The organism is Nonomuraea sp. NPDC026600 (assembly GCF_040638335.1).
Lineage (GTDB): Bacteria > Actinomycetota > Actinomycetes > Streptosporangiales > Streptosporangiaceae > Nonomuraea.
Window position 1 is genome coordinate 51,276 of record NZ_JBEZYD010000053.1, and the last position, 25,906, is coordinate 77,181.

At 69.3% G+C, this 25,906-nt stretch carries 28 protein-coding genes; 8 read left to right on the forward strand and 20 right to left on the reverse strand.

The features are described 5' to 3' along the window. Positions 1-332: 332 nt before the first annotated feature. Positions 333-671: a hypothetical protein gene (locus tag AB0F17_RS59765; protein ID WP_358044318.1), complete on the forward strand. Its 339-nt coding sequence runs from the start codon at positions 333-335 to the stop codon at positions 669-671. 196 nt (positions 672-867) lie between these two features. Here AB0F17_RS59765 and AB0F17_RS59770 read toward each other — a convergent pair whose 3' ends face one another. The 4 genes from AB0F17_RS59770 to AB0F17_RS59785 form a co-directional block, all read right to left on the reverse strand. Further along, a complete protein-coding gene (locus tag AB0F17_RS59770) occupies positions 868-1,935 on the reverse strand; it encodes a ParB/RepB/Spo0J family partition protein (RefSeq protein ID WP_358044321.1) in 1,068 nt (355 codons plus the stop codon). After that, positions 1,935-2,654: a ParA family protein gene (locus tag AB0F17_RS59775; protein WP_358044324.1), complete on the reverse strand. Its 720-nt coding sequence runs from the start codon at positions 2,652-2,654 to the stop codon at positions 1,935-1,937. The genes AB0F17_RS59770 and AB0F17_RS59775 overlap by 1 nt, the downstream gene beginning before the upstream one ends. 355 nt (positions 2,655-3,009) lie before the next feature. Then, positions 3,010-3,600: a hypothetical protein gene (locus AB0F17_RS59780; RefSeq protein WP_358044326.1), complete on the reverse strand. Its 591-nt coding sequence runs from the start codon at positions 3,598-3,600 to the stop codon at positions 3,010-3,012. 124 nt (positions 3,601-3,724) lie between these two features. Continuing rightward, on the reverse strand, positions 3,725-4,150 hold the full coding sequence (locus AB0F17_RS59785; protein WP_358044328.1) for a hypothetical protein: 426 nt from the start codon (positions 4,148-4,150) through the stop codon (positions 3,725-3,727). 104 nt (positions 4,151-4,254) lie between these two features. On the opposite strand from AB0F17_RS59785, the gene AB0F17_RS59790 reads away from it, so the two are divergent. Beyond that, the gene (locus AB0F17_RS59790) at positions 4,255-4,524 is read left to right on the forward strand and encodes a hypothetical protein (RefSeq protein ID WP_358044330.1); all 270 of its coding nucleotides are present in this window, start codon (positions 4,255-4,257) and stop codon (positions 4,522-4,524) included. 47 nt (positions 4,525-4,571) lie between these two features. Here the strand turns inward: AB0F17_RS59790 and mobF are convergent, their stop codons facing one another. Beyond that, on the reverse strand, positions 4,572-8,774 hold the full coding sequence (gene mobF, locus AB0F17_RS59795; RefSeq protein ID WP_358044333.1) for a MobF family relaxase: 4,203 nt from the start codon (positions 8,772-8,774) through the stop codon (positions 4,572-4,574). Positions 8,775-8,969: 195 nt separating this feature from the next. Here mobF and AB0F17_RS59800 point away from each other — a divergent pair, with 195 nt between their 5' ends. Further along, entirely contained in the window at positions 8,970-9,179 is a 210-nt protein-coding gene (locus AB0F17_RS59800; protein WP_358044336.1) for a hypothetical protein, read from the forward strand. On the opposite strand, the gene AB0F17_RS59805 is transcribed toward AB0F17_RS59800, so the two are convergent. From AB0F17_RS59805 to AB0F17_RS59815, 3 genes are all read right to left on the reverse strand, one after another. Then, positions 9,176-9,952, reverse strand: a complete 777-nt coding sequence (locus tag AB0F17_RS59805) for a hypothetical protein (protein WP_358044339.1) — start codon at positions 9,950-9,952, stop codon at positions 9,176-9,178. The genes AB0F17_RS59800 and AB0F17_RS59805 overlap by 4 nt on opposite strands. Positions 9,953-10,021: 69 nt before the next feature. After that, entirely contained in the window at positions 10,022-11,221 is a 1,200-nt protein-coding gene (locus AB0F17_RS59810; RefSeq protein WP_358044341.1) for a hypothetical protein, read from the reverse strand. A gap of 228 nt (positions 11,222-11,449) precedes the next feature. After that, positions 11,450-11,710: a hypothetical protein gene (locus tag AB0F17_RS59815; RefSeq protein WP_358044344.1), complete on the reverse strand. Its 261-nt coding sequence runs from the start codon at positions 11,708-11,710 to the stop codon at positions 11,450-11,452. Between the two features lie 197 nt (positions 11,711-11,907). On the opposite strand from AB0F17_RS59815, the gene AB0F17_RS59820 reads away from it, so the two are divergent. The 3 genes from AB0F17_RS59820 (at position 11,908) to AB0F17_RS59830 (ending at position 13,010) form a co-directional block, all read left to right on the forward strand. Next, positions 11,908-12,321, forward strand: a complete 414-nt coding sequence (locus AB0F17_RS59820) for a DUF6313 family protein (RefSeq protein WP_358044347.1) — start codon at positions 11,908-11,910, stop codon at positions 12,319-12,321. After that, the gene (locus AB0F17_RS59825) at positions 12,318-12,572 is read left to right on the forward strand and encodes a DUF6313 family protein (RefSeq protein WP_358044350.1); all 255 of its coding nucleotides are present in this window, start codon (positions 12,318-12,320) and stop codon (positions 12,570-12,572) included. The genes AB0F17_RS59820 and AB0F17_RS59825 overlap by 4 nt, the downstream gene beginning before the upstream one ends. A gap of 255 nt (positions 12,573-12,827) precedes the next feature. Further along, entirely contained in the window at positions 12,828-13,010 is a 183-nt protein-coding gene (locus tag AB0F17_RS59830; protein ID WP_358044395.1) for a helix-turn-helix domain-containing protein, read from the forward strand. A gap of 336 nt (positions 13,011-13,346) precedes the next feature. Here the strand turns inward: AB0F17_RS59830 and AB0F17_RS59835 are convergent, their stop codons facing one another. From AB0F17_RS59835 to AB0F17_RS59865, 7 genes are all read right to left on the reverse strand, one after another. Then, the gene (locus AB0F17_RS59835) at positions 13,347-13,550 is read right to left on the reverse strand and encodes a hypothetical protein (protein WP_358044353.1); all 204 of its coding nucleotides are present in this window, start codon (positions 13,548-13,550) and stop codon (positions 13,347-13,349) included. A gap of 57 nt (positions 13,551-13,607) precedes the next feature. Then, a complete protein-coding gene (locus AB0F17_RS59840) occupies positions 13,608-14,012 on the reverse strand; it encodes a hypothetical protein (RefSeq protein ID WP_358044356.1) in 405 nt (134 codons plus the stop codon). Positions 14,013-14,038: 26 nt separating this feature from the next. Beyond that, positions 14,039-14,542 (reverse strand): hypothetical protein, encoded by a 504-nt coding sequence (locus AB0F17_RS59845; RefSeq protein WP_358044359.1) that lies wholly within the window; start codon positions 14,540-14,542, stop codon positions 14,039-14,041. Between the two features lie 99 nt (positions 14,543-14,641). After that, positions 14,642-14,830, reverse strand: a complete 189-nt coding sequence (locus AB0F17_RS59850; protein WP_358044362.1) for a hypothetical protein — start codon at positions 14,828-14,830, stop codon at positions 14,642-14,644. Positions 14,831-14,997: 167 nt separating this feature from the next. Continuing rightward, complete coding sequence (locus AB0F17_RS59855; protein WP_358044365.1) at positions 14,998-16,005, reverse strand: hypothetical protein; 1,008 nt, start codon at positions 16,003-16,005, stop codon at positions 14,998-15,000. A 162-nt stretch (positions 16,006-16,167) separates the two neighbouring features. Beyond that, positions 16,168-18,123, reverse strand: coding sequence for a hypothetical protein (locus tag AB0F17_RS59860; RefSeq protein ID WP_358044368.1), 1,956 nt, complete (start codon positions 18,121-18,123; stop codon positions 16,168-16,170). Positions 18,124-18,404: 281 nt separating this feature from the next. Further along, complete coding sequence (locus AB0F17_RS59865) at positions 18,405-18,542, reverse strand: hypothetical protein (RefSeq protein WP_358044371.1); 138 nt, start codon at positions 18,540-18,542, stop codon at positions 18,405-18,407. A gap of 296 nt (positions 18,543-18,838) precedes the next feature. On the opposite strand from AB0F17_RS59865, the gene AB0F17_RS59870 reads away from it, so the two are divergent. After that, a complete protein-coding gene (locus tag AB0F17_RS59870) occupies positions 18,839-20,218 on the forward strand; it encodes a WD40 repeat domain-containing protein (RefSeq protein ID WP_358044374.1) in 1,380 nt (459 codons plus the stop codon). 25 nt (positions 20,219-20,243) lie between these two features. Here the strand turns inward: AB0F17_RS59870 and AB0F17_RS59875 are convergent, their stop codons facing one another. Beyond that, the gene (locus AB0F17_RS59875; protein WP_358044377.1) at positions 20,244-20,984 is read right to left on the reverse strand and encodes an HNH endonuclease family protein; all 741 of its coding nucleotides are present in this window, start codon (positions 20,982-20,984) and stop codon (positions 20,244-20,246) included. A gap of 176 nt (positions 20,985-21,160) precedes the next feature. Further along, on the reverse strand, positions 21,161-21,676 hold the full coding sequence (locus AB0F17_RS59880) for a hypothetical protein (protein WP_358044380.1): 516 nt from the start codon (positions 21,674-21,676) through the stop codon (positions 21,161-21,163). 601 nt (positions 21,677-22,277) lie between these two features. On the opposite strand from AB0F17_RS59880, the gene AB0F17_RS59885 reads away from it, so the two are divergent. Continuing rightward, positions 22,278-23,444, forward strand: a complete 1,167-nt coding sequence (locus tag AB0F17_RS59885; RefSeq protein ID WP_358044383.1) for a hypothetical protein — start codon at positions 22,278-22,280, stop codon at positions 23,442-23,444. Between the two features lie 222 nt (positions 23,445-23,666). On the opposite strand, the gene AB0F17_RS59890 is transcribed toward AB0F17_RS59885, so the two are convergent. From AB0F17_RS59890 to AB0F17_RS59900, 3 genes are all read right to left on the reverse strand, one after another. Further along, the gene (locus AB0F17_RS59890) at positions 23,667-23,906 is read right to left on the reverse strand and encodes a hypothetical protein (RefSeq protein ID WP_358044386.1); all 240 of its coding nucleotides are present in this window, start codon (positions 23,904-23,906) and stop codon (positions 23,667-23,669) included. 135 nt (positions 23,907-24,041) lie between these two features. Then, the gene (locus tag AB0F17_RS59895) at positions 24,042-24,455 is read right to left on the reverse strand and encodes a hypothetical protein (protein ID WP_358044389.1); all 414 of its coding nucleotides are present in this window, start codon (positions 24,453-24,455) and stop codon (positions 24,042-24,044) included. Positions 24,456-24,917: 462 nt separating this feature from the next. Continuing rightward, positions 24,918-25,906, reverse strand: a 989-nt coding sequence (locus AB0F17_RS59900; protein ID WP_358044392.1) for a hypothetical protein, incomplete at its 5' end; no start/stop codon positions are given.

Sequence of the window (25,906 nt, forward strand, 5' to 3'; positions counted from 1 at the left end):
CTGTGAGGCACGTGTACCAATATCTGAGCAGTGGTGTACCTGTATACCAGCTCAGCGGCTAAATGCCGGGCTCGGAGGCCGATGCCGGGCGATCCGCCCGGCATCCACGAAGGGTCCACCCTCTCGCACCCCATCCCCGATCAGTACGTTCGCCCGCCCCGCTGGTGCAGAGAACAATCGCGGGCGCCCCCAGACTTCGGTGCGAAGGAGGCGACAATCCGGCCGGATGGGGGTAAGACCTCAACGGCGAGTACGTGGAACTGCCTGAGCAGGGGGCCACGATGGGCATGCCGGGATACGGAGCGAGTGCCTGGGCTTACGGTTCAGGCGAGGTGACAGAGCGCGAGCGGATGCTGGAGGCTTACCGATGGGCCTCCTGCCTGACCGAACACCGCTGGGACCCAAGAGAAGTCTCGGAGTCTGTAGGGCGGATCTACGAGTTCCTCAGCTGGTACAAGGACGGCACGCGAGAAGACTTCGCTTTCGTAGTCAGCTGCCTGGAACTGCAGATCATGAACTACGGCTTGCATCCACTGAACTGCCAGCCTGACGAGCACGCAGCCCGGCTGGAACAGGCGAGGAAGCGCGGGTACGGCCGCTCTCTCGCCAAGGAACTGGTGGAGTCGGCCGAGAAGCTCCTCGAATACGTCACGGACGACTACGGCCGCTAAACCGCTCCCACTCGCAAGGAGTGGACCTGAGCTCGGGAGACCCAAGGGGGTGCGATGCCCTGCCTCACCGATGACGAAGGGCGCCCGTGCCGAACGGGCGCCCTTCGTTAACGGCGTTAATACCTGTAGACGGTCTACATATTGCTGCGGGGGTTTCGATGGCTGCCCGTTAACGGCGTTAAGACGTGTAGACAGCCTACATATCGTCCGTCAGGCCCTTCCGCAAGGTGGCGACCGCGTCTTCCAGGATCTTCAGGATCGCGTGAGCTTTCTTGGGATGACGGTGAGCCACCTGACGGAGCGCTCGCTGATCGCTGACCATGTTGGCGGCCCCTTCCAACCGCAGTGCCTCGTTCAGGCTGATCTCCTCCTGGGGAGGCTCGCCGCGGCCGAGGGCGGTCAGCGACCCCGCGTTCTCTGGGGGCACGGGCTGCGGCCCGGGCGATGGGGGAGTCGCTCCCTCGCCACCAGACGATGCGGGAGCCGGCCGCTCGGGCTTGGGGTACGCGGTCGGCGAGCCTGGAGCCGGTGCCGGTTCAGACTCGGGCTGAGACAGCGGCTCAGTTTTGGGAGCTGTAGCCGGGGGCGGCAAGCCTAGGTCCGGTTCTGGATCTGGCTCTGGCCAGATCTGCTGGCCGTGCGGCAGCCTGCCGATCCTGCGCGCATCCTCCAGCTTGAGATCACCCTTGATCAGCGCCTGCTGAAGCTCCGGCCGCAGGCCAAGCAGTGCCAACCGAAACGACACCCAAGCCCCTGACTTGCCCAGGAGAGCTGCTGCTTTCCCTTGAGACAGATTCTCCTCTGCCATGAGGTCGCGGATCGCATGCGCCTCCTCCAACGGCGACAGATCGTCGCGCTGAACGTTCTCGATCAGTGCGTTCCGCCGCGACGCGCCAGCCATGTCCTCCCGTACTTTGACGGGCGCTTCGTCCAGGCCAGCCAGTTCGCCAGCATGGCGGCGCCGGTGCCCAATGAGGATGACGAACGGCTTGTCGCCGATCCCGCCGTCCTCGATGGGCTTGTCGTGTCCGGGGTGAGCCGTGAGCCAGCTTTCGCGCGGAACAAGGACCAGGTCTTGGAGGATGCCGCTCTCCTTGATGGTGGCGGCCAGCCCTTCGAGATCACGGAGCGCGTCTCGGGGGTTGTCGGGGTTGTCAGCCATGTCGGCGAACTTGACCTTGTCCGGCCACTGCGGCTGGGCGTTCCTGCCGACCTTCAAGTCTTTGAGGCTCTTGCGCTGCCCGGCTACGGGAGTCATGGTCATCAGTCGCCGTTCCGCATCCGCTCGAACTCCAGGGCCAGCTTGTAATAGTCCTCACGGGCTTCCACGCTGGTCCGATTGCGCGGGTATTGGGTGACGACCAGGCCGTCAGCGGGTGCGCGGGTGTGCACTTTGTAGTGGCGAACGACGGTGCGGGCGAGATTCCAGCCGTGCCTCTGGACGAACTCGATCGTCTGTTCCTTCTCCTTGTCGCCGTCGCGCGGCTCCCAGTTGTTGACGAACACCAGGTACGGCAGTCCCCGCGGCTTGATGACTTCCTCGATCGTCTTGAATGTCGGCTCGAACCCGAGAGACTCAGGCTCGATCGGCACGATCACGTCGTCGGCGACGGCCAGCACACGACGGAGCGCTTCACCGAAGCTGGAGTCCTCGAACGGGTCGCGATAGCCAGGACGCTGCGACGGCTTCCAACCAGGAGTGTCCACCCACACGTTCTTGATGCCGGGCAGGTCCGGAAGGTCGTCGAGGTCGTCAATGTCGTCTGCGCCGATTTGCGCGAAGTCGAATGGAAGGCTGCGACCGGCGTCGAGGACGTTTTGAGCCCACCAGCCGACCGAGTCCTGCGGGTCGATCGAAATGACGGCGGTTTCGGTCTCTTCGCCGGAGGTGTCGGCGGTGACAGCGGCGAGGTTCAGGGTTGTCGTGGACTTGCCGATGCCGCCCTTCTGGTTGAGGACGACGTGGACTTTGGCTTTCCCCACGGTGACTCCGTTCTTCCGTGTGCTTCCCAGCCCTGTGGGCTGGTACTTCGGACGTGGAGCCACTCTTTCAGATGATCAAGTGACCGTCAGCTCACCGCGAGGCTCGGGGTGTCATCCTCCGCTGGCCCGGTCCCCGGTTATGCGTTTCGCTGCCCCAGGGCAATGGGCGAGGATGGAACCCCCGTTCACCCGCGCCAGCCCCGTATAGCGGGTGCCGAAGTGTGGTGATCGTAGGACCCGGCCCATACGGCTGAGCCCGCGCGCCGAGAGCCACCAGCCCGATGGAAGCCGGCGTGACGACGCCGAACTGGTCGACCGGAGCATCGCCGAACTGCTGGCTATGACCCTCGCAGGGTCACTGGTACGGACGGTGCTCGCACAGAGCCCGGCCCACGACCGGGATGGCCGCGGCCAGCGCATTCAGTCGGCTTCCCTCGCTGCGGTAGACCTCCAACACCTGCTCGATCGCGTGAGGCGACAGGAACGGCTTGAGGTCCACGCTCGCGGCCCGGTATCCGGCCCTGAGCGCAGTCAGCGCGTGGTCGACGTGGCCGGTGGCCATCCGGACCAGCACGAGCGGGTCGTGGACCACCTCATGAACCCGGTAGTCCGGCGGGATGCAGTCCAGCAGGAAAGCCATCGCGTGTGTCGCCCAGCCGGGATCGTCGTCAGGTGCCGGGACCTGTGCGGGCCAGCCGGTCGGGCGGCGCGAGGCGTTGGCCTGGCCAGTGGGTGCCGTGGTGGTGTCGTCGGTGAGCTGCTCGTGTTCGACGGCGCTGTAGTCGATGTTGGGAAGGGGCTGCACCCGATCAAGTGGAAGCCAGTCTTCGCGTGGGACCAGGCCTCCCCGGGGACCGGGTGTGATCTCCATGTAGGACACCAGCGCCTCTTGCCTGCCGTCGGCGAGGGTGCGCCGCTTGAGCAGGTAGCCGGCTCCGTCAGGCACGAGCCTGACAGCTGGTGGATCGCGGACATGACCGCGCCAGCGTATCGAACAAGCGTGCGGGCGAGCATGGGAGCCGTTCCTGGACGGTTGCCGCTCGGCTGTTGCCGTCGTACCTGGCGGTCGACTAGTGCGCGTGTCCGCTGGCGCGCCAGCCTGCCGGGCCTGGCTGGTCGGTCCAGCAGCAGGGGCAGATGATCTGTTTCGCTTCGGCGGGCACGCGCCATCGGTTGCGGCAAACCCATCTGCGGCGGCAGCTCACCGTCGTGTCGTTGACCAGCAGCTCGCCCAGCTCCAACGGGGCTTGGCGGCCGCACGGGCACATCCATTCGGCCGGGGTCTGCAGGGAGTCGGTGACGGCCATTCCGTCGTCGGTCCGTGTCATGGTGATCGTGGCCATGACGCGGAAGGCGCCGCCGCCCGGACCCTCGCTGTGGATCTCGTGGCAACGGACGCAGCGGACGTGGCTCAGGTCTTGATCGCGTACCGTCCAGTTCATGGCGATGAGCGCCAAGGTCTTCAGCATGGCCAGACTCTCCAGCGTGCTGGGCATGGCTATTGGCCCCACCATCCGCGCTGGCGGCGACACCGTCCAGTCCGCTGGGCGGAAGAGAATCTTCACGCCTGCTGACTACCTGGTGAAAGGAGCTGAAGGGGATGAGACATCCGGGGCCGTTCGGGTTCCTGCTGGAGGGCTGGCAGAGGCGCAGCGTGTGGGGCTGGGATGAGGGCACCGGCAGTTGGTGGGCGGCACTGTGGCGTGATGATCTGCCTGACGACCCGGTCGCCGATGCGCCGCATGTGGGCTTCGGCCCGCTGTACGGGCAGCACATCGCCACGGTGAGCGGCCTGGTGCCGTTGATCGCCGCCGCCACGCAGGTGGAGCCGGACCGCATCGACCAGCTGCTCGCCGAGAGCATGAGCTGATCCCCGGTCCCCCGCCGCTCGCCGGTCCCCCGGCGGGGGACCGGGGGTTAGCGACTCAGCCCGGGGCCGCGGTCGACGCCCCGCCCTGGCGGTGGCCGGTATGCCTGACGCTCGACCTCGCGGTCGCGCTGCAGGCCGGGTGCCGGGCGGAGGGGGCCGTCACCCCGGGCGGCGGCCGCGCGCTTGCGCTGGGTGTGTTCGGCGCGGGCGGCGCGTTCGATCTCGCGCCGGGCGGGCGGCAGGCCGGCGCGGCGTCGGCGTTCGTCATGGACGGCGGCCAGCTCGTCCTGGGCGAGGTGGTGGTCGTGGCGGGCCTGGTCCGCCCGCTGGGTGGCGTTGTCGACGTCGCGGGCTCGGGCGCCGCGCCGAGCGGCGTCGACGTCGCGCTCGACGTCTTGGTGGCGGCGCCGGATCAGCGGCCAGTTGACAGCGGGCGGGGCCGAGACGGCCGCCTGTTGGGTGGCCGCTTCCAGGGCAGGGCCCTGCTTGAGGATCGGGGCCAGGTGCTCGCGCACGGCGGCCAGGTCCTCGCCGATGCGGGGGAGCGCGGCTTCCAGCTCGCGACGGCGGGCCCGGTGCGCGGGGCGCAGGCGGCCCAGCCCGGCGAGCTCGTGAGCGAGGTCGGCCTCGTGCTGCCGGAGTAGGCGGATCTGCTCGCGGCCGTCGATGACGGTCTGGCGGGCCTGTTGCAGCCGCGTCGCCGCTCGCTCGGCGTCCTCGATCTGGGCGAGTTGCTCGGCGAGCCGGGCCCGCGCCTCATCGAGGGCGCGCTCGGCGGGGCCGCCGCCGTCGCGGGCGTAGCGGCGGGCGTGCTGCTCGGCAGCCTCGACTTGCGCGGCCGCGGCGGCGATGCGCTCGGCGAGCGGTCGCACCCGCGCCTGCAGCTGCGCGTCGGTCAGCCAGCCCACGCCGAGCGGGCGCTGGGTCAGGAGCAGTAGCGCGCTGGCCCGCTCGACGGTGGCCCTCGCCTCGCGCTCGGCGTCCTGCAGCTCCCGCCGGGCGCGTTCGACCTCCGCATCGACCGGCCGCTCGGCGGCCGCCGCGGTTGGGGTGGCGTGCTCGGCGTCGCCCTGGCGGCCACCGGCATCCCGCTCGGCATCCCGCTCGGCATCCCGCTCGGCGGCGCGCTCGGCGGCGCGCTCGGCGCCCTCGCGACCCGGGTCGCCGGCGCGGTCATGTCCCCGGTGCTGGTCGAGCAGTTGCTCGACCGCTCGCGGATCGCTCGGTCGACCGGCGCGCTCGCGCTCGGCGGCTCGCTGGTGGGCGATCGGCTCGGGCTCGGCGATGACCAGCCGATCGGCGCGGTCGCCTTGCAGGGTGGCGGCGTAGGCGGCCAGCGCGCGCTGCAGCTCGACGGCGTAGCTATCCGGCTCGCCGAGCCGGGCCCGGTCGGCGTCGGTCTCCAACAGCTCGCGCGGCAGGTACAGGCGCACGGCCTCCCGGTCGCGCGACATCGCCGCATACAGACTGTGCGGGTCCAAACCGTAGCCGTAGACCAGCGCCCGGTCGACGGTGGCGCCCTGGGTGGCGGCCACCGTCATGGCGGTGCCGTGGCTCAGCCCGCCGGCGGCGATGTAGCCGGGCGTGATCCACTCCCGTTCCAGCCGCGGGCCGTCGGGGTGCGGGGCGCGCCACTCGACCAGCACCCGGCGCCGGTCGTCGAACGCCATCACGCGGCCGCGGTAGCCGTTGAGCACGTTGGCGCCCTGGCCGCGACGGGCCCGGTAGTCGTTGGTGTGAATGCGCACGTGGTCGCCGACGGCCAGGGCGAGGGTGCGGCCGCCCGGCTGCCGGTAGCGCACCTCGGGTCCGGTGATCTCGCCGGCGGCGCGGCGCAGCGCCCGGGCCGCGTGGTTGAGCCGGTCGACGTCGGCGTTGCTGCCGGCCAGCAGCGCCACGGCGGCCAGCTCGGCGTGTACGTCGCCGGCGTAGGGGAGGCGGGCCTGCTGCCAGTCGGTCAGCATCGCCGCCATGGTGTCGTCCGCGCCGCGCCCGGCATGGACGCGGCCGGCTCGGCTCCAGGTGCGCAACGCCTGCTCGCGCCGGCCGTCGCGCCACAGGGCGAGGGCGGCCCGCTCGCCGACGTCGCGCTGGCGCCGGTTCTCGCCGAGCACCGGGCCGTCGACCTGGCGGTGGATGGCTGCGAAGGTCCCGCCGACGCCGATCGCGCGCAGCTGGACCGGGTCGCCGATCAGCACCACCTTCGTCCGGGTGCGCTGCGCCTCGGTCAGCACGACGGCCAGCTGCCGGTCGTCGACGATCGCGGCCTCGTCGACGACCAGGACGTCGACGCCGGAAAGGCCGGGCCCGCCGTTGATGCGCAGCAGCCAGTGGGCGATGGTGCTGGAGGCGATGCCGGACTCGGCGGCCAGCCCCATCGCGGCCACCGCGGCGGTCGCGGCCCCGGCGACTACCAGGCCGCGGCTTTCCCACGCCGAGCGGGCTGCGGCCATGATGGTCGTCTTGCCCGCGCCGGCCACGCCGATGACCGCCTCCACGCCGTGCCCGTCGCCGAGCAGCCGCTCCAGCACGCCCCGTTGGGAGTCGCTGAGGAGGAGGTCGGATGTGGTCTCGTAGGTGTCGAGGGCGAGCGCGGACGCCGCGTCGTCGACTACGGCCAGGCCCGCGCCGTAGCCGGCGCGCGCGGCCGCCAGCGCCGTCTTTTCGGCGGCGGTGACGTCGCTGGTGGTGTAGCGCTGATTGTTGGACAGGTGCACCGCCCCGGCGGGCGGAAGCGGGATCACCGGGCCGTGTGTGAGGACCTGGTCGGTGAGCGCGTCGGCGTCGGCCAGGCCGGCGACGCCGTCCGGCAGCGCGTCCATCACCGCGGCGAGCACGTCGGCCCGGGTGACGATTTTGTCGTGGCCGGTCAGCCCGTCCTCTGGCCGCCAGATCCACGCGGCGATCGCCTCCGGCGAGGGTCGCGCGGGCAGGCTCCGGGCGGTGCCGACGCACGCGGCGGTCAGCGTGGCCGCCTCGACGCCGGCGGCGCGGGCCTGGGCCGCCCAGGAGGTGCGCAGGTCCACCGGCGCCGTCGGCGCGCTGTTCTTGTTCTCCCGGGTTCTGGCGGCGGCGTTCTTGGCCTGGGCGGTGCTCGCGCTGCCGACATCGAGGCCCATCTCCGCCAGCAGATCGGCGACCTGGCCGCCGCGCTTGCTGAACCGGGTGCGCAAGTCCTCGCCGACGCCGACGATCTCCCACGCGCCGGTACGCGCATCGCGCTCCCAGACGATGCCGTACCGCTCGGTCAGCAACCGCCGCAGCCGCGCCTGCACCAGCGTGCCGGCAGCCTTCACATGCCGGTGCACGTCGCGGCCGCCGGCGCCGAGCGTGGACCACTTGCCGTCCGTTCCGCGCAGCATGTTCGCGATCATCACGTGGGCGTGCAGATGCGGGTCCGGTGCCTGACCGCCCACGGGGCGGGCGGCCCGGTGCCACAGGACCCAGCCGAGCACGCCGGTGCCCGCGATGCGGTCGGCGCGCTTGCCGTCGCCGTGGCGGCCGCGCATGCCGTACCCGGCCCACTGCTCGACCGCGGCCACCGTGTCGTACACCGCTTCGGCGAAGGCGTCCTCGATGCCCTGCGCCAGCTCCGGATCGGCCAGGCCGTACAGCACGCTCACGCTTTTCGGAAGCTCAAGGGTGAGGTCGTAGCCGCGGTTGCCGACCTGCACCCGCTCATCGCGGTGGGCACGCGCCTCCTGCAGCCGGTCCGGCTCATACAGCGCCGCCAGGTCGAGGCCGGCGGCGGCCGCCAGGCGTTCGGCGTCGCCGACTCCGATGGTGTGCGCTTCGCCCTCGCGTTCGACGCCGCGCTCGAGACGTCCGGCGCGCTTGGCCGCCCACTGCACGCCGGCGAGCATGTCCTCCACGCTCTGGCCGCGCTCGGCGGCGGTCTGCTGCAGCGCCTGCAGCAGCACGTGGCCGGGCAGCATCGCCCGCGGGTGCATGGCCAGCTTCGGCTTGACGAGCCGCTTGCCCGTGCCCAGATCGCGGCCGGCCATGAGCCGCCGGGCGGCCTGGTGGTCCTCGGGTGTCAACGGGGTGCCGGGCTCGATGCCGAACTCGCGCAGCCCGTCGCCGATCCACGTCAGGCCGCGCCCGGGCTCGGCACCGGCGGCCGCCTCCTGATCGGTCTCCTGGGCGTCGCCGTCGGCGAGGCGGTAGTCGACCTGGGCACAGCCGGCGTCCGCGCGTAATCGGTAGTCGATCTGCGCCGCGGCGGGGCCCAGGACCGTGAGCCATGCCAAGCCTGCGCCACCCCCTCATCCCGGTGCCCGGCGGGGCGGGCAGGGCGCTGTGTATCGCGTAGCGATACCTGGGTACAAATCGATCTTTTGCCTCTGACCTTGGAAGATAAGGATGACACTTATGTTTCGTTTGAGCAATGACAGTTGTCAGATATCGGTGAGGTTGATGGTGGGTGGGTGGTATGAGAGGCATGCTTGAGATCTCCGTTGTCGCTCGGCGTGCTGGGCGTCGTCTGGCGTGCCGAGCACGCCGAGCGGGCGTGGCCGGATCGCCCCCCCGGGTGCACGCCCGGGGGGGCGATGGTGCCGCTTGTGGACGTACGCCCGGGCAGCGGGCGGGGGCTGCAGCTGACGTTCCAGCCGCAGGGCTGGTCGCCCGGGCACGGGGTGATTGTGGAGCCTTAGCGCGGGTCTCGGATGAACTCGAGGAAGGCGTTCGCGTGGTCGGTTGTCATCGGCTGCCACGCTCCGGAGGCCGTCATCATGCCGTGCAGGTTGCCGTTGACAAGGCCGCCGTCGGCCAGCGGCGCGAAGAACCGCTCGATCATTGCCTGCCCTTGCGCACCGAGATCAGGCAGGGCCGCCGAGATCAACTGGACGCGGTTGGACGACAAACTGAACTGCGGGCGTGACAGTTCGAGGTGCCGATCGAACCAGCCCTGCGGGTCGTTCAGGAGCGCCAGCAGCCGCATGTGGGTCGGGGTTAGCCGGTCGATGAGGTCGAAGTACAGCTGTTGGATGTCCAGGTCTGGGGCGTCCGGCATGGCGGAGTTGAGGACCGCGTTGCGCAGGACCGCGATCTTTTCTTGCTGGGAGGTGCGGTAAACGGTCTGGGTCGCCGTCATCACCGCGTCGACGAAGGCGTCGTTGTCAACGAGCGCGTCAGGGTCGAACCCGTCGTAGCGCTGCCTCAGGTCCTCGACCGCCTCGGCGAGTTCGGTGAGCCAGCGCTCGCGCCGTTGGTTCAGCTTGTGATTGAGGCCTGCCATCAGCAGCACCGCGATGGTGCTGCCCGCCGCCGGAACGAGGTTGACGATCGCTTCGATGGCGGTCTGGGTAAGCTCGCGCCCCTTGCTGTGCGCGGGGGGATTCGTCTCCATGGGCCCCAGCATGTCGAGTCGGAGAACCGCAGCACGCTGCCGACGGGACGTGTCGCCGGCAACGGTGAGCGTCGTCACGCGCGACGTGGACCCGGGTGCGCCGTCCCACAAGGTCGGCGCACCCGGGTCCCAAGTGCTCACGGCCGCCTACGTTGGGGTGCGCGTAGGAGGCGTCCAGCCCATCTGCTCGCGCAGCCGGGCGAGCGTCTCATCGACCGGCAGCACGTCGTCCACGACGTCGTCGGGGTCGCGGGGATCGCGCGGCGGCTGGTAGGTGATGCGCTCGCGGGCCGGCGGCGGCAGCGGCGTGGAACGAACCCGGGCGTGCCAGCGCGCCCAGCTGTCGGGCGTCCAGGCGCTGAGGTACCGGCGCCAGTCGGTGATCGCTTTGCCCTGTCCGATGAGGGTGACCATCGCCTCGGCATCGGCCGGTGAGCAGGGGTAGAGCTCCTGCAGGATCTGGACGGCCTGGCCAGGCTGCGGCGCCGGACCCGGGTCTGCGGGGCTGCCGGTTGCGTCATCCGGGCGCTCTGTACCGGAGCCGACCACCGCCTCGTTGATCTCGTACCGGTCTTCGAGTTCGTCGGTCGCGGTGCGCGGCCGGGGCACTTCCGGCTCAACCTCCGGCGGCGGGGCAGGCGCGCTCACTGACTGATGACTCTCTCTTCCCCCTTCCTTATCCCTTCCTGCTGCCCAACCATTGGGCACCTCCTCGCAACCGTTGAGCAGGTCGGTGCCCAATGGTTGAGCAGGGCCCTGCTCAACCATTGGGCAGGTGCCCGGGTCGGCGGAGCTGCTCAACGGTTGAGCACCTCCCTGCTCGTGCTGCTCATCCTGGGCGTCGTGGCCGTCAGCGCGGTGGAGTTTGCAGGGCCCGGCGCCGGGAGTGGGAGTGCCCCATCCCGCGCGGCGGATGCACAGCATCCCGGCCTTGGTCGGGGCCGCACACAGCTCGGGGCCGTCGGCGGGCGTCAGGCAGTCGATGGGCGGCCAGGTCGGCCAGCGCTCCTTGCGTCCGGATCCGCCCGCGCGTACCCGCTGGCTGATCCATCCCTCGCACTCCAGGTCCTTCAGCACCGTACCGACGGTGTTGCGGGACAGCTTCAGGTCCTGGGCGAGCTGGCCTTCGCTGCGCCAGTCCAGCAGCGGCTGCCCTTTGGCCTTGAGCATCACCGACAGACACAGCCGCTGGACGACAGTGACGTGGGACGGCTCCCAGCCGATCCGCTGGTAGGCCAGCGTCACCCAGCGCATGACCGGCGACAGGTTCTGCTGTTTGGCGGTCAGGTAGTCGCCTGCCCAGGCGGGCATCGGCGTGTCGTCGACGCAACCGTCGAGTTCGCCCATCAGGCCGCCCTCCCGGCGGGCCGCGCGACGCGGCGAGTGCGGGCATGACGGCATGAACCGGGCTGTCCAACAGCCATTTGCTAAGATCCCTTTCAGGATGTTGGCGCTGCTGAGGCGTGCAGAGAACACTGGCAGCAGCGTGACGATCTAGGTCCCCTCGTATGGGCCCTTACGCGATGGCCGTCCCGGGCTAGGGGGCGGCCTTCTGCGTTCGCGGCCCGGGATGCGTCAGGCCACGACGGCGTCACCGCCTTGCCCGACGCCGGCACCCTGGCCAGGGGGGAGGCGCTTGGCTCCGTCCAGCAGCCAGGCCCGCACCTCCGAGCGGCTGTAGCGGACCGTGCGCGCGTTGATGACGTACTTCGTCGGCCCGATCCCCTTGCGGTCCCAATGCCACAGGGTGGCCCGGGCACGCACGCCGACCAGTTGCATCAGTTCCTTCGGCGGCATGGTGGCGTCGTCGGGGAGGTCGGCGGCAGGTATGACCATGGCGGGCATCGGACGAAGTTCACATCCTTCTCAAGAGGTTAATCAATCACCGTCAGCCTCACCAGCATACCCGAAGATGATCACCGAAACATGGTCGCGACCTGCGCAAAGACGCGCACTATAGAACGTATGTCTGATTGTGTCCGCTGGTCGTTTTCGCCCCTTGAATCGAGTGGGGGAGCGGTTACCGTCAAGGCATGACACCGGCTGGGACGGAGCCACCGCCGCGGGCTCCGCTGGTGGCGCGGTGCCGCAGGCGCCTGCGATCCCTGGCAGCGCTTAGCAAGACCCGGTACTGGCTGCTCACCCGCGCCCTGTGGGTCGCCCTGGCGTTCATCGTGGTGTTCGTCATCGATGGCGTCCTCATCGGCTGGTCGACGGCGTACGAGGTACTGATCGGCATCAAGTCGCCAGCGGAGGCGGGCTCGGCACTGGTGACGTGGCTGGTGTCCATCGTGGGCTGGCTGGCGATCCCGGCGTTCGTCGGCGGCACTGTGGGCTACCTGGTGACCCGCCAGATCGAGGACCGCCGCCGCCGCTCGGCGGCGGAGGTGGTCGAGGACCTGCGCCGCCGGGCCCGGGCCAACCGGCGGCCGGGGAGCCGTCGATGAAGTCTCTGGCAGACCTGCGCGAGCAGGGACAGGACGCAAAGCGGTTCGTCGAGACGTTCGTGCTGAAGGTCCATGCGGGCCGTTGGGGTGAGGCGGAAGATCATTGGGAGCGGTCGGTGGTGGACTTCCTCAACACCAAGGACATGGACGGGCTATCTGCGCGGCAAGCCATCGAAGATGCCCAGCGCATGGCCATGGCGGCCCTGTGGTATCCGGCCAAGCGCTGGGGGGCTTGTTCGTGGTGTTCCTGACTCCCTGGGGTGGGACAGACGGCCAACGGCCGCTACGTTGGCTGTATGGCGAGCGCGGGCACAGTGACGGCGCAGCAGGTGGCGGCACGCCTGATCCTGCGCGCGGCTCCCTCCTCGGAGACGACCGGCGACATCGCCTCAGCTGCGGCCGCGCTGGTCGACCTGGCCCGCACCGGCGACGTCCATGAGCACGACATCGACCAGGTCGTCGCCGAGCACACCGCCAGTTCCAGGCGTGGCGCAGGGGAGCGGCCGCTGTCGGAGGTGCGGTTCCTGACGGTGGCTGAGGTGGCCACGGTCCTGCGCGTCTCGAAGATGACGGTCTACCGGCTGCTGCACTCCGGGGAGCTGCCGGCCATCCGGGTGGGTCGCAGCTTCCGCGTCCCTGAGCCGGCCGTGCACGACTACATGCGAGAGTTTCACGACCATCCCCATTGACGGGGGCGCCGGACCGGCCCTCGACAGTTCAGGACGGTCGGTGCAGGGTCGCCGGGCGATGTCGTCGGTGGCATCGGGCGCGCGGCATGAACGTCGAGCAGGTAGACGCCTACATACCGTGCGGAAGCAGGCCCGCCCGTGGGCCCAGACCGCCCTCTGCGCCGGGTTCCGGGTTGGTGTGTGGTCCGGCTGCTACCTGCTACCGGCCTGGTCAGGGTGTGGTTTGGGGTGCTAGCGGGGGTGCTTCCGGAAGGAGGCGGTCCTGCTTCCGGAAGCACCCGCGGCTCCGCGTTCGGGCGTCGATGGTGTCAGTGAAGCGGCGCCGAAAGCCTTGAGTCAGCCCTGAAACTCCTTGTTCTGGACGCCGTAGAACGTGGCGTTCGCCGGCCTGACGGGTTGCTTCTCCAGCGCATCGGCCAGGTCGGCGAACACGGCGCTGCGCCGCACCACGCCAAGGAACTTCCTCAGCGCGTCCTTGTCGTCCCATAGCTCCTTCGCCGCGTGGATGATCAGCGACTTCAGGCGTTCCGTCTCTTCCACTGTTTTCCTCCCTGGTCATGCAGATGAGCCCGGGCCATCCAGCGGGCGTTGGGGGGGTCAGGCGGGCCAGGCGCCGACGATTCCCAGGACGATCATGTAGCCCGCCATGTAGGTGAACATCGGGCCGATCACGATTGCGCTGTCCTGGTTGTAGGTGAAGAAGCGCTCGAGCTCGAACGCCTGCCAGGCGACGGCCACATTGTCGAACGCGGCCAGAGCCGTCCAGAACAAGCCCACGGCAGTGACGATCCGCCGCATCCGGCGCTCGCTCCCGCGCGTCCGCAGGATCGCCGCAGCGACCATCAGTGACGGCCCTGCCAGGTCAAGGGCCAACGCGAAGACCAGCCCATAGCGGCCGGCCAACGCGGGGAAACGCGCCCAGTAGGCCACGATCGTGGTGAACCCGGCCAAGGCCAGGCCCACTCCCCAGACGATGACCCATCGCCGCCGGGTGTTCAGCATGAAAGTGTCTCCCAGCGTGTAGAGGGCTAGTCGCGGGCGTCGTCCTCGCGCACAGCCTCGACCGTCCCGATCTTGTCGTCCAGCACGACGTCCGGGACCGGTGTCCCACTCTTCGCACTGGGGTCGACGCCGTCCACGATCTCCGCCACCGCGTTGTACACCCGGGTGGCAACCGCCCGATCGCCCACATACCGACCGGGAGTGTCCCGCAGGGCCTTCATGTTCGTGAGCGCCCTGACCAGGTTCGGTCCCGACAACGGAACCTTGATCAGCGAGCCTTCGCCTGGGGGCGGTAGCTGGAATTGACCGACGAAGTGGCACTCCGATTCGAGAAAGGCCCAGGTATCCCGGTGACAGACCAGGTTGGCGCTGGAGACTCCCGCCGCCTTGACCAGACGCTCTTGATGGAGTCTCCGAGCCGCCTGGTCAGCCTCCCATCGCCGTTGCTTGTCGGCGGCCGCCTCCTCCTTCTGGCGTCGCCGCTCTTCCTTGGCTGCGCGTTGCTCAGGGGTACGCCTGAACAGTCCCATCGACCCAAACCCTTCCGGTAAGGGCGGTGATCTTCCCCGCCGCTGGGCAGCCGTTCACCTGCGACTTGGATCATCCCTCGCGAGACCGCATCGGAAGGTCTACATTCCCCTGTCCGGCGGCGCAGGCTTTGTGTGAGGGAAGCCCAACGCGGGGAGCCGGGGGGAGCGGGGCGTGCCGCGCCTGCCCGGGGTGACGGTCAGGTGCCGGACGTACTCGGCGAGCGTGGCGGCCGTGGCCGGCAGCAGGATCCGGCCGTTCACCTCGCACCACGCGCCGAACGCCTTCATGTCCGCGGTGTACACGCGCCGGGGTCGAGGCGGGCACTGCGTCGGTCAGCGCCCGGAGCGTCGCGTCGCTCAGCGCGAAGTCGGCGCGGTGTGGGCGGGCACCTCCAGGGCCGCCTCGGTGGCGGCGCTGTGGGATAGGAGGGCCGTCATCCGGGCTCCAGCCGTGCTCACTCTTCGCTCCAGATGAGTTCAGCGCCAGGCGAGGGCCGCTTGGCGATCGTCTTCCATGTCTGCACGCGCTGGTAAGGATCGCGGAGCTGGGCTTCGGCGGCGGACAGCCGCAGAGAGGCGGTCACGATGAACTGGCAGCACCAGGCGACATCCTCCGGCGTCGGGGCGTAGTTGTCCGGCGCCCGGTACTCTCGCCGGCCGTTGACGTAGTCGTCGATGTCCGGCGTGAGAAGGCCGAATCGACGGGCTGCTGCGAAGTCGATGCCGACCAGCATGAGCCGGGTGGCCGCCTGCAGAGCCATGACGATCTCGGTCGCGTCGGTGATCTGTTTGGCCAGTTCGTGATGGCGGCCGGTCGCCCGCCTCTGGTGGTCGTCTTCCGGCGGGTACAGCACCCGCGCGATCTCCCCGTCCCGCAGCGGGTTGTTGATGGTGGGACCGAGGCGGAGCGGCTTGATGTCGTTATCGAGAGGCGGGGTCTTGAAAAGTGCCTCGAACGCCTCCACGAGGGCGACCATGGCTGCCACCTGCCTGCCGTCAGCGCTCGCGGTCTCCGCCTGGCGGACCAGGTCGCGCACCGGCTGTTGAGGGATCACGTCGGCCATGGACACGGCCGCGTAGTCCAGTTGGAAGACCAGAGGGGTGCTGGCTTCCAGGAAGGTGGTGGTGTCGGTGGCGACGAGGTTGATGGTGGGCTGGTCGGGATGGCCACCATTGTGCTTGAGCGTGTTGCGGATCTTGTTCAGGCGCTTCATGCCTTGCGCGACCGGGAGATCGGTGCCGAGCACGGGCTTGAGGACCCTCCAGAACTTCTCCAGCCCGATGGGTGGGTCGACATCGAAGTGTTCAGCGGCGAGAAGCAGGAACCCTTCGGCCGCGTCGTGAAGCATCAGAACGCTGGCGGAGGAGAGCGGCTCGGGCAGGCGGGCCTGGTCGACTCCGAGATTGTGGAGGTATCTGATGTAGGCCAGACGGCGCCTGATCTCGTCGGGGGGAAGCGGCATGGGGGGCGCCTTCCGATCATGGTTTTTTGGTCGTGGGAAGGAACGTTATTAGGAGCAAAACCGGGCGTCGGCGGGCTGAGCGCCAGCCCGTTTCCGGATCGGCGCCACTACCGAGACCCGTCGGCGTCCCATCCGGCGAGGTCGTCCTGGATCTGCTGTCGCTTATGCGGGGGGACGTGACGGCACCGCGGAGTCGTGGATCACATCCCCGGGCTTGGGAGCGCTGCGGATCTTGCCGAGTAGGTCGTTGTCGGTCTTGAAAAAGTTCTGGTGAGCTGATTCGTGGCTGATGTTCTGCAAGGCGGCTTCCAAGGCGAGCTGTACCTCCCAGGCGCTGAGCTGGCTGGCGAACAAGGCGATGGACCGTACGGTGCCGGCTGTGGCGGGGCCGCCGTGGGTGATCGCGTTGCGGGTGCGTACCAGCCGGTCGAGCAGGTGGGTCCATCGGGTGTCGAGCTGGGCGCGCCACTTGTTGAAGGCGTCGTGGTTGTCCATGCGGCTGGCCAGGGTGCGCAGGCGGCGCCGGGTGTGATGGTGTTCGGGGTAGATGTCCAGCAGCTCGGTCAAGGCGGTTCGGGTGGTGCCGGGGACCAGCCCGATCCAGGGGAAATCGTCAGTGTGCCGCGTCGCTGTGGCCAGCGTCTGGCGTCGCTCGCGAGCTTGGCGGCTCAGTCCTTCGGATGCGCCGCCAAGGGCATCGTGGATGGTAGCGCGCAGGTGGCCGTGAACGGAGTGCACGATCCAGGCGGGCTTCAGGAACCTTGTCAGGTGCTTGTGCCACGGCCCGGGCCCGATGCGTGAGGAGGCGGTTTCGATCACCCGGACGTCCGCGATCACGCGTGCCAGCGGCGCCTGTTCCTGGGCGGCCTGCCACCAGCGCAGCAGCTCGACCGCCTCGGCCAAGCGGTCGTTGTTCATGGCGGGCGAGCCGTCCTTCTGTTTCCAGAACGCCTCCATCTCGCTGAACACCGCCGACCGGCGTTCGTGATCCATTGACTGCTGCCCGGCATCGGCGCCGAGCCGGAAGCGGTGTTCCGTGGAGCGCGCGTGGCCGATGTGGGTGTGCCCCTCAGCCAGCCGCCAGTCACCGTGCCCGATGCCGGCGTGGAACTTTCCGACGGCGACCAGCGCGTCCACATGGTCGCGGGCGACCGCGACCGGATCGGCGTAAAGGCGTGCGGGGAGGAAGACGCGGACGTTGACGAGCCCTTGCCGGTGGGGCATCTCGGCCAGGACCTTCCCGTCCATCGTGGTCCAGTTCCTGGCGTATGAGCTGCACTTGGCCGAGGCGGCCTGGGCGTCGTCAGGCACGTACTGGCTGGAGAAGAAGGAGATGTCGCCCAGCGCGGCGAACAGGACCGGCATGCTGGCCTTCTCGTAGACCAGCCATACCGCGTGCCAGCTCGATGCGGCGGGAAGCGCGAGGAAACGCTCGCATAAGGCGTTCCGCTCATCGATCGTCAGGCCGGCCGCGGCCAGGGGATCTCCATCCTGCTGTCCGGCCTCCGCCGTGAGGACCTCGTCGATGGCGTACTTCATCGCGGTCACAGCCCAGCTGTCATCGGCCAGCACGCCTGTAATGACGGCGATGAACTCGCTGCCGAACTCGAGGGAGTGACCGGCCCGGTGTGCGAGCTCGAGGAACACGTCCCGGACGGGCGCGATGGCTTCCGCCGAGGTCCTCTTGTCGTCGATCTTGGACCACAGATCCCGCCACGACGCCTGTAGCACCTCGTGATCGTCCAGCCTGCCGAGCAGCGCGCGCAGCGCGGATCTGGCCGGCTCCCGATCGCCCGACCAGCCAGCAGCGCGCAACGGCGTGAGCGCGCGCTGGACGTCTGCCAGCTCCACGCTCAGGATGTCCTTCGCCTTCGTGCCCAGGCCCTGCTGGACCGCGTGATCATAGTCCTGCACCGCAGAGTCGAAAGCCACCGGGTGGAGATCCTTATCGAAGGTACGGGGATCGGCCAGCCACGCCATGAGCTCCTCCGCGGCCGCGGGGAAGCTCGGCACGGCCAGGTCCGACCAGCGCCCCAGGGGGAGCCGCAGAGCCATGCCCATCTCGCTGGCGGTGGTAACCCCGGTGGTAGCCGCCACCTCCTCGTCCCATGCGGGCATGTGTTTCCCTCCTAAGTAGCGCAGACCTCCGCCACGTCGCACGCCTCATCAGGGGCTGTCAGCACACCCCGCTCAATGATCTTGTGCCCGCCCGCCGTCCATGCCGGGACCTCACCGTCGCGCACACGAGCACGGAACAAGACGCACCGTAGCGCAGAGGACTACGGACAAGCCGGTGCTTCACAGTCCTCTGCACCGATCCCCGAAAGCCCAGGACATCCGTGCACACAACTTCGGAAAGTGACAACGGATTTCGGGACGATCGTGTCGGGAGAGTTGCATCAGCGGCGCAACAGCAGGCGCAGCAGGCGCCAGGCGCGGGTGCGGCGGGCCTGGTCGGCAGAGAAGAGGTAGACGGCGACCAGGACGGCGAGCACGGCGGCGATAGCGAGGCCAGCCGCGGTGAGCTGAGGCATCATCGGTTGGGGGTGTCCCTTTCGCGCGTTGAGGGGCGCCCCAAGGGTGTGTCCAGCGCTGACGGTCGGTCGGATGGAACGCCGGCGCAGGCTTCCCCGGGCGCGGCCTCCCACCGGTACGGGAGGCCTGCCATCAGGGTGCAGGTGCGGAAAGCGCGTTGACGATCACTGCCGAGGCATGACGCGGCGAGACCGAAATGCTCCACCTGCTGACGGAAGTTGCCGCCTTCCCCAGATGTGGGAGGGGTTGCCGCGAAAGGACTTTACGTTTTCTTCCACTCTGAGATGCTCGCTCCATCATGAGCTCGCCCGCTGACCTGCCGCCCGGCGGCGAAGATCCCGCGCCAGATCACGCTGCGGCCCTGGCCCTCTTACGGGAGCGGCTGCGCCTGGCCCACCTGCACGCTGGCGAGCCGAGCCTGCGCGAGATCGAACGCCGCAGCGGCAAGGGGGTTAGTCACACCACGGCGGCCGCAGTGCTGAAGTGCCAGAAGCTGCCGCGCTGGGGCCAGCTCGAACTCGTGGTGGAGGCCCTCAAAGCCGACCCGAAGGAGTTTCACACGCTGTGGCTGACGGTCCGGACAGTTCCGTCCGTCGAGGCAAAGCCGTCTTTTGCGGAGGCGGAGAAGGAGGGGTTCGATGCGCCGGACGCCGCGCTTGCGCTCCTCGGCCACGGCCGCTCCGTCTTCGCAGTCGCCTGGCGCCCTGACGGCCTCCTGCTCGCCACCGCCAGCTACGACAAGACGGTGCGACTGTGGAATCCGGACACCGGCCAACAGGTCGACTCACGCCGCCGCGCCCGCCACACTGGCCCCGTCGTCTCAGTCGCCTGGAGCGCCGACGGCCACCTGCTCGCCAGCGCCAGCGACGATGGGACCATGCGGCTGTGGAGCCCTGAGGCTGGCAAGCAGATAGGCAAGCCGCTTATTGGCCATACCGGCCCTGTCGCCGCGGTCGCCTGGAGCCCCGATGGTCATCTGCTGGCCAGCGGTGGCAGCGTCGATGGGACGGTGCGGCTGTGGAATCCGGACACCGGCCAGCAGGTCGGCGAGCCGCTCACCGGCCACACCGGTGCCGTCCTCGCGGTGGCCTTCCATCCTGACGGCCATCTGCTGGCCAGCGGTGGCAGCGTCGATGGGACGGTGCGGCTGTGGAATCTGGACACCGGCCAGCAGTTCAATTCCCGCCGCCGTACCCGCCACGCCGGCCCCGCCTATGCGGTGGCCTTCCACCCCGACGGCCATCTGCTCGCCAGCGCCAGCGACGACGGGACCGTGCGACTGTGGAATCCGGACACCGGCCAGCAGGTCGGCGAGCCGCTCACCGGCCACACCGGTGCCGTCCTCGCGGTGGCCTTCCACCCCGACGGCCATCTACTCGCCACCGCCGGCCGCGACGGGACCGTGCGACTGTGGAATCCGAATACCGGCCGACAGGTCGGCGAGCCGCTCACCGGGCACGCCCGCTCCGTCTCCGCAGTGGCCTTCCGCCCCAGCGGGCACCTGCTGGCCACCGCCGGAACCGACGCGACGGTACGACTGTGGCAGCTCACGGCGGAGCATGAGGCAAGTCGTGAGCACCTGGAAGAGCAGATCGGCTGTCTGCGCGCCCGCGTGGCTGTGCTGCGGCGCGAGCGGAATGAGCTTGCCGCCCACCTTCGTCACCGGGCGAGCAGCTGACGGATACGATCTCCGCATTTGCGACTCAGCGCTGGTCGTCAGTCAGCGTGGGCAGGTGCTGGGTCGGACAGGCGGTCGCCAGTGTGTTCAGGGCCTGCTGCTCGGCGGTGTCGATGCTCAGCTGCCAGCGGGTCTTGATCGCGGTCCACTCGGCGGCATACCGGCAGCGCGCCAGCTCATACGGCGGCTGCCAGGTGGCCACGTCCTGATCGGCTTTGGATCTGTTACTACGAGCGGTGACCGCGACCAGGTGCCACGGCTCATCAAGATCGTTGGCGTAGGCCTGGCGCTGGGCCGCGTCCCAGACGTAGGCGCCGGAATCCCAGGCCTCAGCCAGCGGGACCAGGTGGTCGACATCAAGGCCGGTGGCGTCGTTGACGTGCTGGTTGTCGTAGTAGGAGTACCAGGAGCCGCCGGACAGTCGGCAGGCGGCATCGGCCTGGGGCGGGGTGACGGCCTCCTCGATGAGGACTTCGGCGCGGGTCGAGCAGCCGTCACGATCGATATCGATCCAGTGACGGAAAGACGCACGCTGGTAGCCCTCACGCCGTTCGGTGGCCACGGACAGAGCGGCGACCGCGTCGGCCAGCAAGGGCCCCTCTGCGTGCTGCGCCGCGGCTTGGGCGGGTGCGTGCTGGGCAGCGCGCGTGTCCGCGGCCGCGGATGGCAGATCCGGCACGGCGGCCATGAGGGTCATGCTGGCCAGGAGGGCGGCGCCGCTGAGGGTGATGCTGATCAGGGAGCTACGCCGTGGGGGGTGGGGCATACCGGTCCTCTCGCGAGTCACTACACACAGCGACGATCAACTACCGAATGTAGCCGCCCTTGTGCGAGTGATCTCTACCGGCGCGGTGACAATCACAATCTCCGGGGGTGTCCAATACCCTCGCCAACAGCGGGCCCCTTCGTTCGCCGACGCTGGGCTCGGAAACTCGCCGACAGTTAGATGTCGCGCCACACCACGGGCAGGCGCACGAGCGCGATCCTGGCGTCGGTCCACACCCCTGGGGGGATGCGGTCATCGCCGGCGAGCTTGTGCAGCGCGGTGTCGAGGTCGTCGAACACGTGCAGTTCCGGCGGGAAGTCGTTGAAGTAGTCCCAGTGGTGCAGGTAGACCGCGATGCGTCCGCGGCCGGTCTCGGCGATGCCTGTCCGCCACTCCGCGCTTGCTCCCTTGTGGCCGAAGCTGCCGCGCAGCAGTTCCGCCTTGTGCTGGTCAGGGTCTTGGTCGGAGTCGAGCTGGGCGTTGACGAGCCAGCGGCCGGTGAAGGCTTCGAGCCGGTCCGCGCCGTTGCTGCTGTACATGCGCACGGTGATGGTTTCGGTGGCCCGCAGGTAGTGCGCGAGCGCGGAGGCTACCAGCGCCGACACCGTGGTGTGTGAGTCCTTGGCGGCCCGGCCAGCGCGTTCCCACAGCGACAACTCGTCCTCGCGGACGCTCAGGGTCTTGTTCGGCACAACCCCTCCTACGTGACGTGCACATGGTGCACGTGAGTTTCACATATAGCAGGGTAGAGGGGACTTGTACCGCAGGGGCAATCCGATGCTTAAAGAGGGGTAAGAGGGCTCCGTGCGATGATCTTCGCGGACCGGCCGACATGAGCGGAGCCTACGCTGATTCTATGGACCGGGCTTCCTGCCAGCAGGGACCGCCAAGATCCTCCGGCAGGAAGCCCGTCCGCCCTGCTGGGCGGAACGATCAACTGATGGTCCCTGTCGGCCTGGCGGCCGGCCAGGCGCCGAGGCCGCCCGGGATCACCGGTGTCGATCGTCTCCTTCGAGGCGTGATCCCTCCGCCGAGCGCAGCCAGGCCGCGCAGACGCTGCCGGGTATGGAGGGAAGACACCCGGATCCCACGGTACGGGCTCCCCGCAGCGCTTCCCGTGAAGCCGCTGGGAGCGGAAGGGGTCCTATCTTCCCTGGGGGGCGATTCCTTCCCCCGGAGGTTGAACCCGCTTCCCCGCGCGAGCCGCCGCATCCCCATGAGTCGGGATCATGGTTTCGCTCAGGCCGGGCATGCCAGCCGTAACAACGCCTCGACCGCCCCATATGGCCCTACGTGGGCGAGATGGAAAAGCCGGAGCAGAGCGGGCGACCGGCGCAGCGTCCGGACTTAGGTGAAGAGCTGCCGGGCCTGCGGCTAATGCCGGTGGCGCCAGCGCTCGCCCTGGTGGGCGGAGCCGCGGTGGTGCTGCTCACGGCTGTGATCGTCGGCGGGCTGAAGCTGCTGGGCGTGGAGGGGATGAAGCCCGAGGCGCAGGTCAGCGCGGCCACCTTGTTAGACCTTCTGAAGATCGCTTTTGCAGTGGTAGCCGGTTTGGGCGGTCTGGTGGCGCTGGTGGTGGCCTACCGGCGGCAGAAAGTCGCCGAGGCGGCGCAGCAACTCGCCGAGGCGGCGCACGTTCTGGCCCGGCAGGGCGAAGACCGTGCCCACCGTGCTGAGGCGCGTGAGGCCACCAAGCTGCACAATGACCGCTTCGCCACCGCATCCGGCCAGCTCGGCCACGACTCGCCCGCGGTACGGCTGGCTGGCGTGCACGCGCTGGCGGGCCTGGCCGACGACGCCCCCACCCGGGAACTGCGGCAGACCTGCATCGACGTGCTGTGCGCCTACCTGCGCATGCCGTACGCGCCTCAGCCGGCCGACGGTCGCCCGGACGAAGAGAAGCTGACCTTCGCCGGACTGCGCGAGGTCCGCCACACCATCATCCGGCTCATCACCGCCCACCTCCGCGACGGCGCCACCGTCTCCTGGCAGGGCCACGACCTCGACTTCACCGGCGTCGTCTTCGACGGCGGCGACTTTTCCGGCGCGATCTTCTCTGGCGGCGTAGTCCGCTGCATCGAAACGACCTTCTCCGGCGGCACGGTCTACTTCGCCGGCGCCAGCTTCTCCGGCGGCACAGTCTTCTTCACCCGCGCCAGCTTCTCCGGCGGCACGGTCTTCTTCACCCGCGCCAGCTTCTCCGGCAGCACGGTCTACTTCACCGGCGCGACCTTCTCCGCCGGAGAGGTCTCCTTCTCCGGCGCCGCCTTCTCGGGCAGCACCATCCGCTACAACGACGCCGCGTTCTCCGGCGGCTTGGTGCACTTCACCGGGGCGACCTTCTCCGACGGCAGCGTAGTGAATCTCGCAGACCCGCGTTCTTGGACAGTGCCACCAACAGGGTTGCCGAATCCGACACCGACAGGTCTGCTGCTGCCACCACAGAATGCAGGCACTTGAACCTTCAGCGACGGCGTGCGGCGGGGTCACGGCTCTGCTGCCAGCGGGCCAGCGCCTCGGGGGAGACGCGGGCGTAGCGGGCGAGCGAGGCGACGGAAGTGTGGCCGGAGTAGGCGAGCAGGGTGGAAGGTGTTGGCGCCGTCTTCGGCGGCGTGGGTCAGCGCGCTATGGCGCAACTGGTGCAGTGTGTACGGGCCGCCGGGCAGTTCGGCGGTGGCCTGCTCAAACAGCTCGGCGGCGCGCCTGCCAGGCAGCGGAACGGCAGGCGTGGCTGTCGTAGACGGCGTCTCGTCGGACGTCGACGCCCGGCACGAACCACGTGCCGCACACCGGACAGCGCCGCCCGACCCGGTCCTGCAGTCCGCGGGCCGCGACCAGGTCGACGGCGAAGACCTTCTTCCAGTACAGGCGCCGCCGGGCTGCGGAGTGACACCAACGACCAACCTTCGGCCAGATCAACATAGAGGCGGGCCCATGATCACACACGTGATCATGGGCCCGTTTCGTCTTTGATTGATTGGCCAGCGGCGTCTATGCGAGGACGGGCGCCCCAGAGGGACGACGGTCAGCCCGCTCGCTGATCGGGTCGCGTAGCTGTCACCGCCAGGACTCGGCGCTGATGCCGGGACCGAACTCTGAACGCGCCTCGTAGGGCGTCACCTCGGTGATGAAGTTGCCCTCGTCACAGTTGTCGAAGTCGTAGAGCAGCCGCTCCTCGTGGGTGAGGTTGACCATCGACTTGGCCGGGGTGATGTTTCCGCACACGTCGGTGCCCATGGGGTTGGCGTGCGCGTCGATGGTGCCGGTGAAGTCCTGGCCTGACCAGAAGCAGACGCCCTCCTTGTGGTGGAGCTTGTCCAGTTCCGCCCTACAGGTCTTCCTGGGGCTGTCCGCCGCGGCTGCGGCGTTTCCGGTGGGGGCGGTCTGGGCGCTGGCGGGGATGGCGGGGGCCGCCAAGAGCGTTGCGGCTGCGCTCGTTACAAGCAGGACCTTGACCAGCTTGCCGTGCATCTGGAAATCCTTTCGCTTGATCCGTGGGTGGTGGGAGTCCTCGGAGATCGGATCCCAGCCGTCACGGACTGTATATGTTCCAGATACGTAGCGTAATCAATGGGCGGGTAAGACCGTCCTAACCTCCGTCGGCGGCGATTCGTGTAACACGCACAGTGACAGGAGGGGGCCGAGGCGGCAGCGCAGCCAAACGGATGACCACGCAGTAATTCCGAACGTCCAGACCTCCGCCGTCTGGACCAGGAGTACGATCCGCAGGCCACAGCGCCGAGCCTCCGCCAGACCTGCATTGGGCAGACCAAGACCCGCGCCCCCCGCTGCCCGCCAGGCTTAGGGGCCTGGCGGGCAGCGGGGGGCGCATCCCACCCGGCCAAATAACGCCGAAGCCTCCGGCCATTCATGGCGGGTCCCTTCGGGCTCCAGTCGGCCTTGGCCTGGAGCCCCGGGTCACCCCACCAGGCGTCATAGGTCGTGGAGGATGGTCTCGGCGGGGTCGCCGAAGAGCGGGCCGGGGGTGGCGAGCAGCTGGTCGACGGCTTCGGTACGGGTGGCGGCGCGGTGCACGACGACGTGCCCGTCGGGGGCGAGGGCCTGCCAGCGGCGGCCGGAGCGGTAGACGCGGCCCAGCTCGGTGTCGTCGTAGCCGTCGTCGATGTGCACGCGGTAGGAGCCGTCGGCCAGGCGCGGCAGGTTGTTGGCCAGCGCGGCGGCGGCCAGCTGCGCCGGGGTGAAGGGGCTGATCGGCCGCTCGCGCGGGGAGCGGGCTCGTGGCCTGCGGGGAGTATGGGCGTCGGGGCCGAGGCCGGGCAGAGGCGCGGGGGCGACCAGCGCGGCCAGCAGCGCGGTCACGGCCTGTACCCGATCGGTGCCGGCCGATCCGGGCACGGGGCCGTCCTGCGTGCAGGCGACGTCACGGCCGCGATCGTCGCGCTGGAGCCAGCCGACGCAGCGGCTGCGCACGATGACGTCGACGCGGCCGGGAACGCGGCCTTTGAGCAGGCTCCAGGACGCCAGCGCCGCCGGCGAGGTGTCGATGCTTCGGCCGCGGTCGTCTTGTAGCGGGCCGACCGTCACCGCGGCGAGCTCGGCGCCGGGGATGCCCAGCGCGGCCGCCGCGAGCCGGGCGAGGTTCAGCCCGATCCCCACGCCGTGCCCGTGCGCGCCGTCGGCGGGCAGCGTGGTGACGAGCCGCCCGTCATGGCCGTGGACCTGCCAGCCGTCGGGCGCGGCGTGCAGCCATCCCACCCGTTCCCCGTCGACCAGGAAGAGACAGTTCTCGCCCCCAAGTTGCACCAGGTACAGGTCGGACGCGGGCGCGGCCGGGGCCTTCTGGTCGACCGTCCGGGTCTGCTCGGCGGCTGCTGGTACGGCTGACGCGCCCTGCTCGGCGAGGCCTTCGCCGGCCGCCTCGGTGAGGGCCTGGCGCTCGTCGACGGGCGCCGGCGTCGCCT

Bases quoted from the DNA above. Each gene is read 5' to 3' on its own strand.
- AB0F17_RS59770 (WP_358044321.1), bottom strand. From the start codon at position 1,935: ATGACCATGACTCCCGTAGCCGGGCAGCGCAAGAGCCTCAAAGACTTG.
- AB0F17_RS59785 (WP_358044328.1), bottom strand. From the start codon at position 4,150: ATGCCCAGCACGCTGGAGAGTCTGGCCATGCTGAAGACCTTGGCGCTC.
- AB0F17_RS59790 (WP_358044330.1), top strand. From the start codon at position 4,255: ATGAGACATCCGGGGCCGTTCGGGTTCCTGCTGGAGGGCTGGCAGAGG.
- AB0F17_RS59810 (WP_358044341.1), bottom strand. From the start codon at position 11,221: ATGGGCGAACTCGACGGTTGCGTCGACGACACGCCGATGCCCGCCTGG.
- AB0F17_RS59815 (WP_358044344.1), bottom strand. From the start codon at position 11,710: ATGGTCATACCTGCCGCCGACCTCCCCGACGACGCCACCATGCCGCCG.
- AB0F17_RS59820 (WP_358044347.1), top strand. From the start codon at position 11,908: ATGACACCGGCTGGGACGGAGCCACCGCCGCGGGCTCCGCTGGTGGCG.
- AB0F17_RS59825 (WP_358044350.1), top strand. From the start codon at position 12,318: ATGAAGTCTCTGGCAGACCTGCGCGAGCAGGGACAGGACGCAAAGCGG.
- AB0F17_RS59840 (WP_358044356.1), bottom strand. From the start codon at position 14,012: ATGCTGAACACCCGGCGGCGATGGGTCATCGTCTGGGGAGTGGGCCTG.
- AB0F17_RS59845 (WP_358044359.1), bottom strand. From the start codon at position 14,542: ATGGGACTGTTCAGGCGTACCCCTGAGCAACGCGCAGCCAAGGAAGAG.
- AB0F17_RS59850 (WP_358044362.1), bottom strand. From the start codon at position 14,830: ATGAAGGCGTTCGGCGCGTGGTGCGAGGTGAACGGCCGGATCCTGCTG.
- AB0F17_RS59855 (WP_358044365.1), bottom strand. From the start codon at position 16,005: ATGCCGCTTCCCCCCGACGAGATCAGGCGCCGTCTGGCCTACATCAGA.
- AB0F17_RS59860 (WP_358044368.1), bottom strand. From the start codon at position 18,123: ATGCCCGCATGGGACGAGGAGGTGGCGGCTACCACCGGGGTTACCACC.
- AB0F17_RS59865 (WP_358044371.1), bottom strand. From the start codon at position 18,542: ATGATGCCTCAGCTCACCGCGGCTGGCCTCGCTATCGCCGCCGTGCTC.
- AB0F17_RS59870 (WP_358044374.1), top strand. From the start codon at position 18,839: ATGAGCTCGCCCGCTGACCTGCCGCCCGGCGGCGAAGATCCCGCGCCA.
- AB0F17_RS59875 (WP_358044377.1), bottom strand. From the start codon at position 20,984: ATGCCCCACCCCCCACGGCGTAGCTCCCTGATCAGCATCACCCTCAGC.
- AB0F17_RS59890 (WP_358044386.1), bottom strand. From the start codon at position 23,906: ATGTTGATCTGGCCGAAGGTTGGTCGTTGGTGTCACTCCGCAGCCCGG.
- AB0F17_RS59895 (WP_358044389.1), bottom strand. From the start codon at position 24,455: ATGCACGGCAAGCTGGTCAAGGTCCTGCTTGTAACGAGCGCAGCCGCA.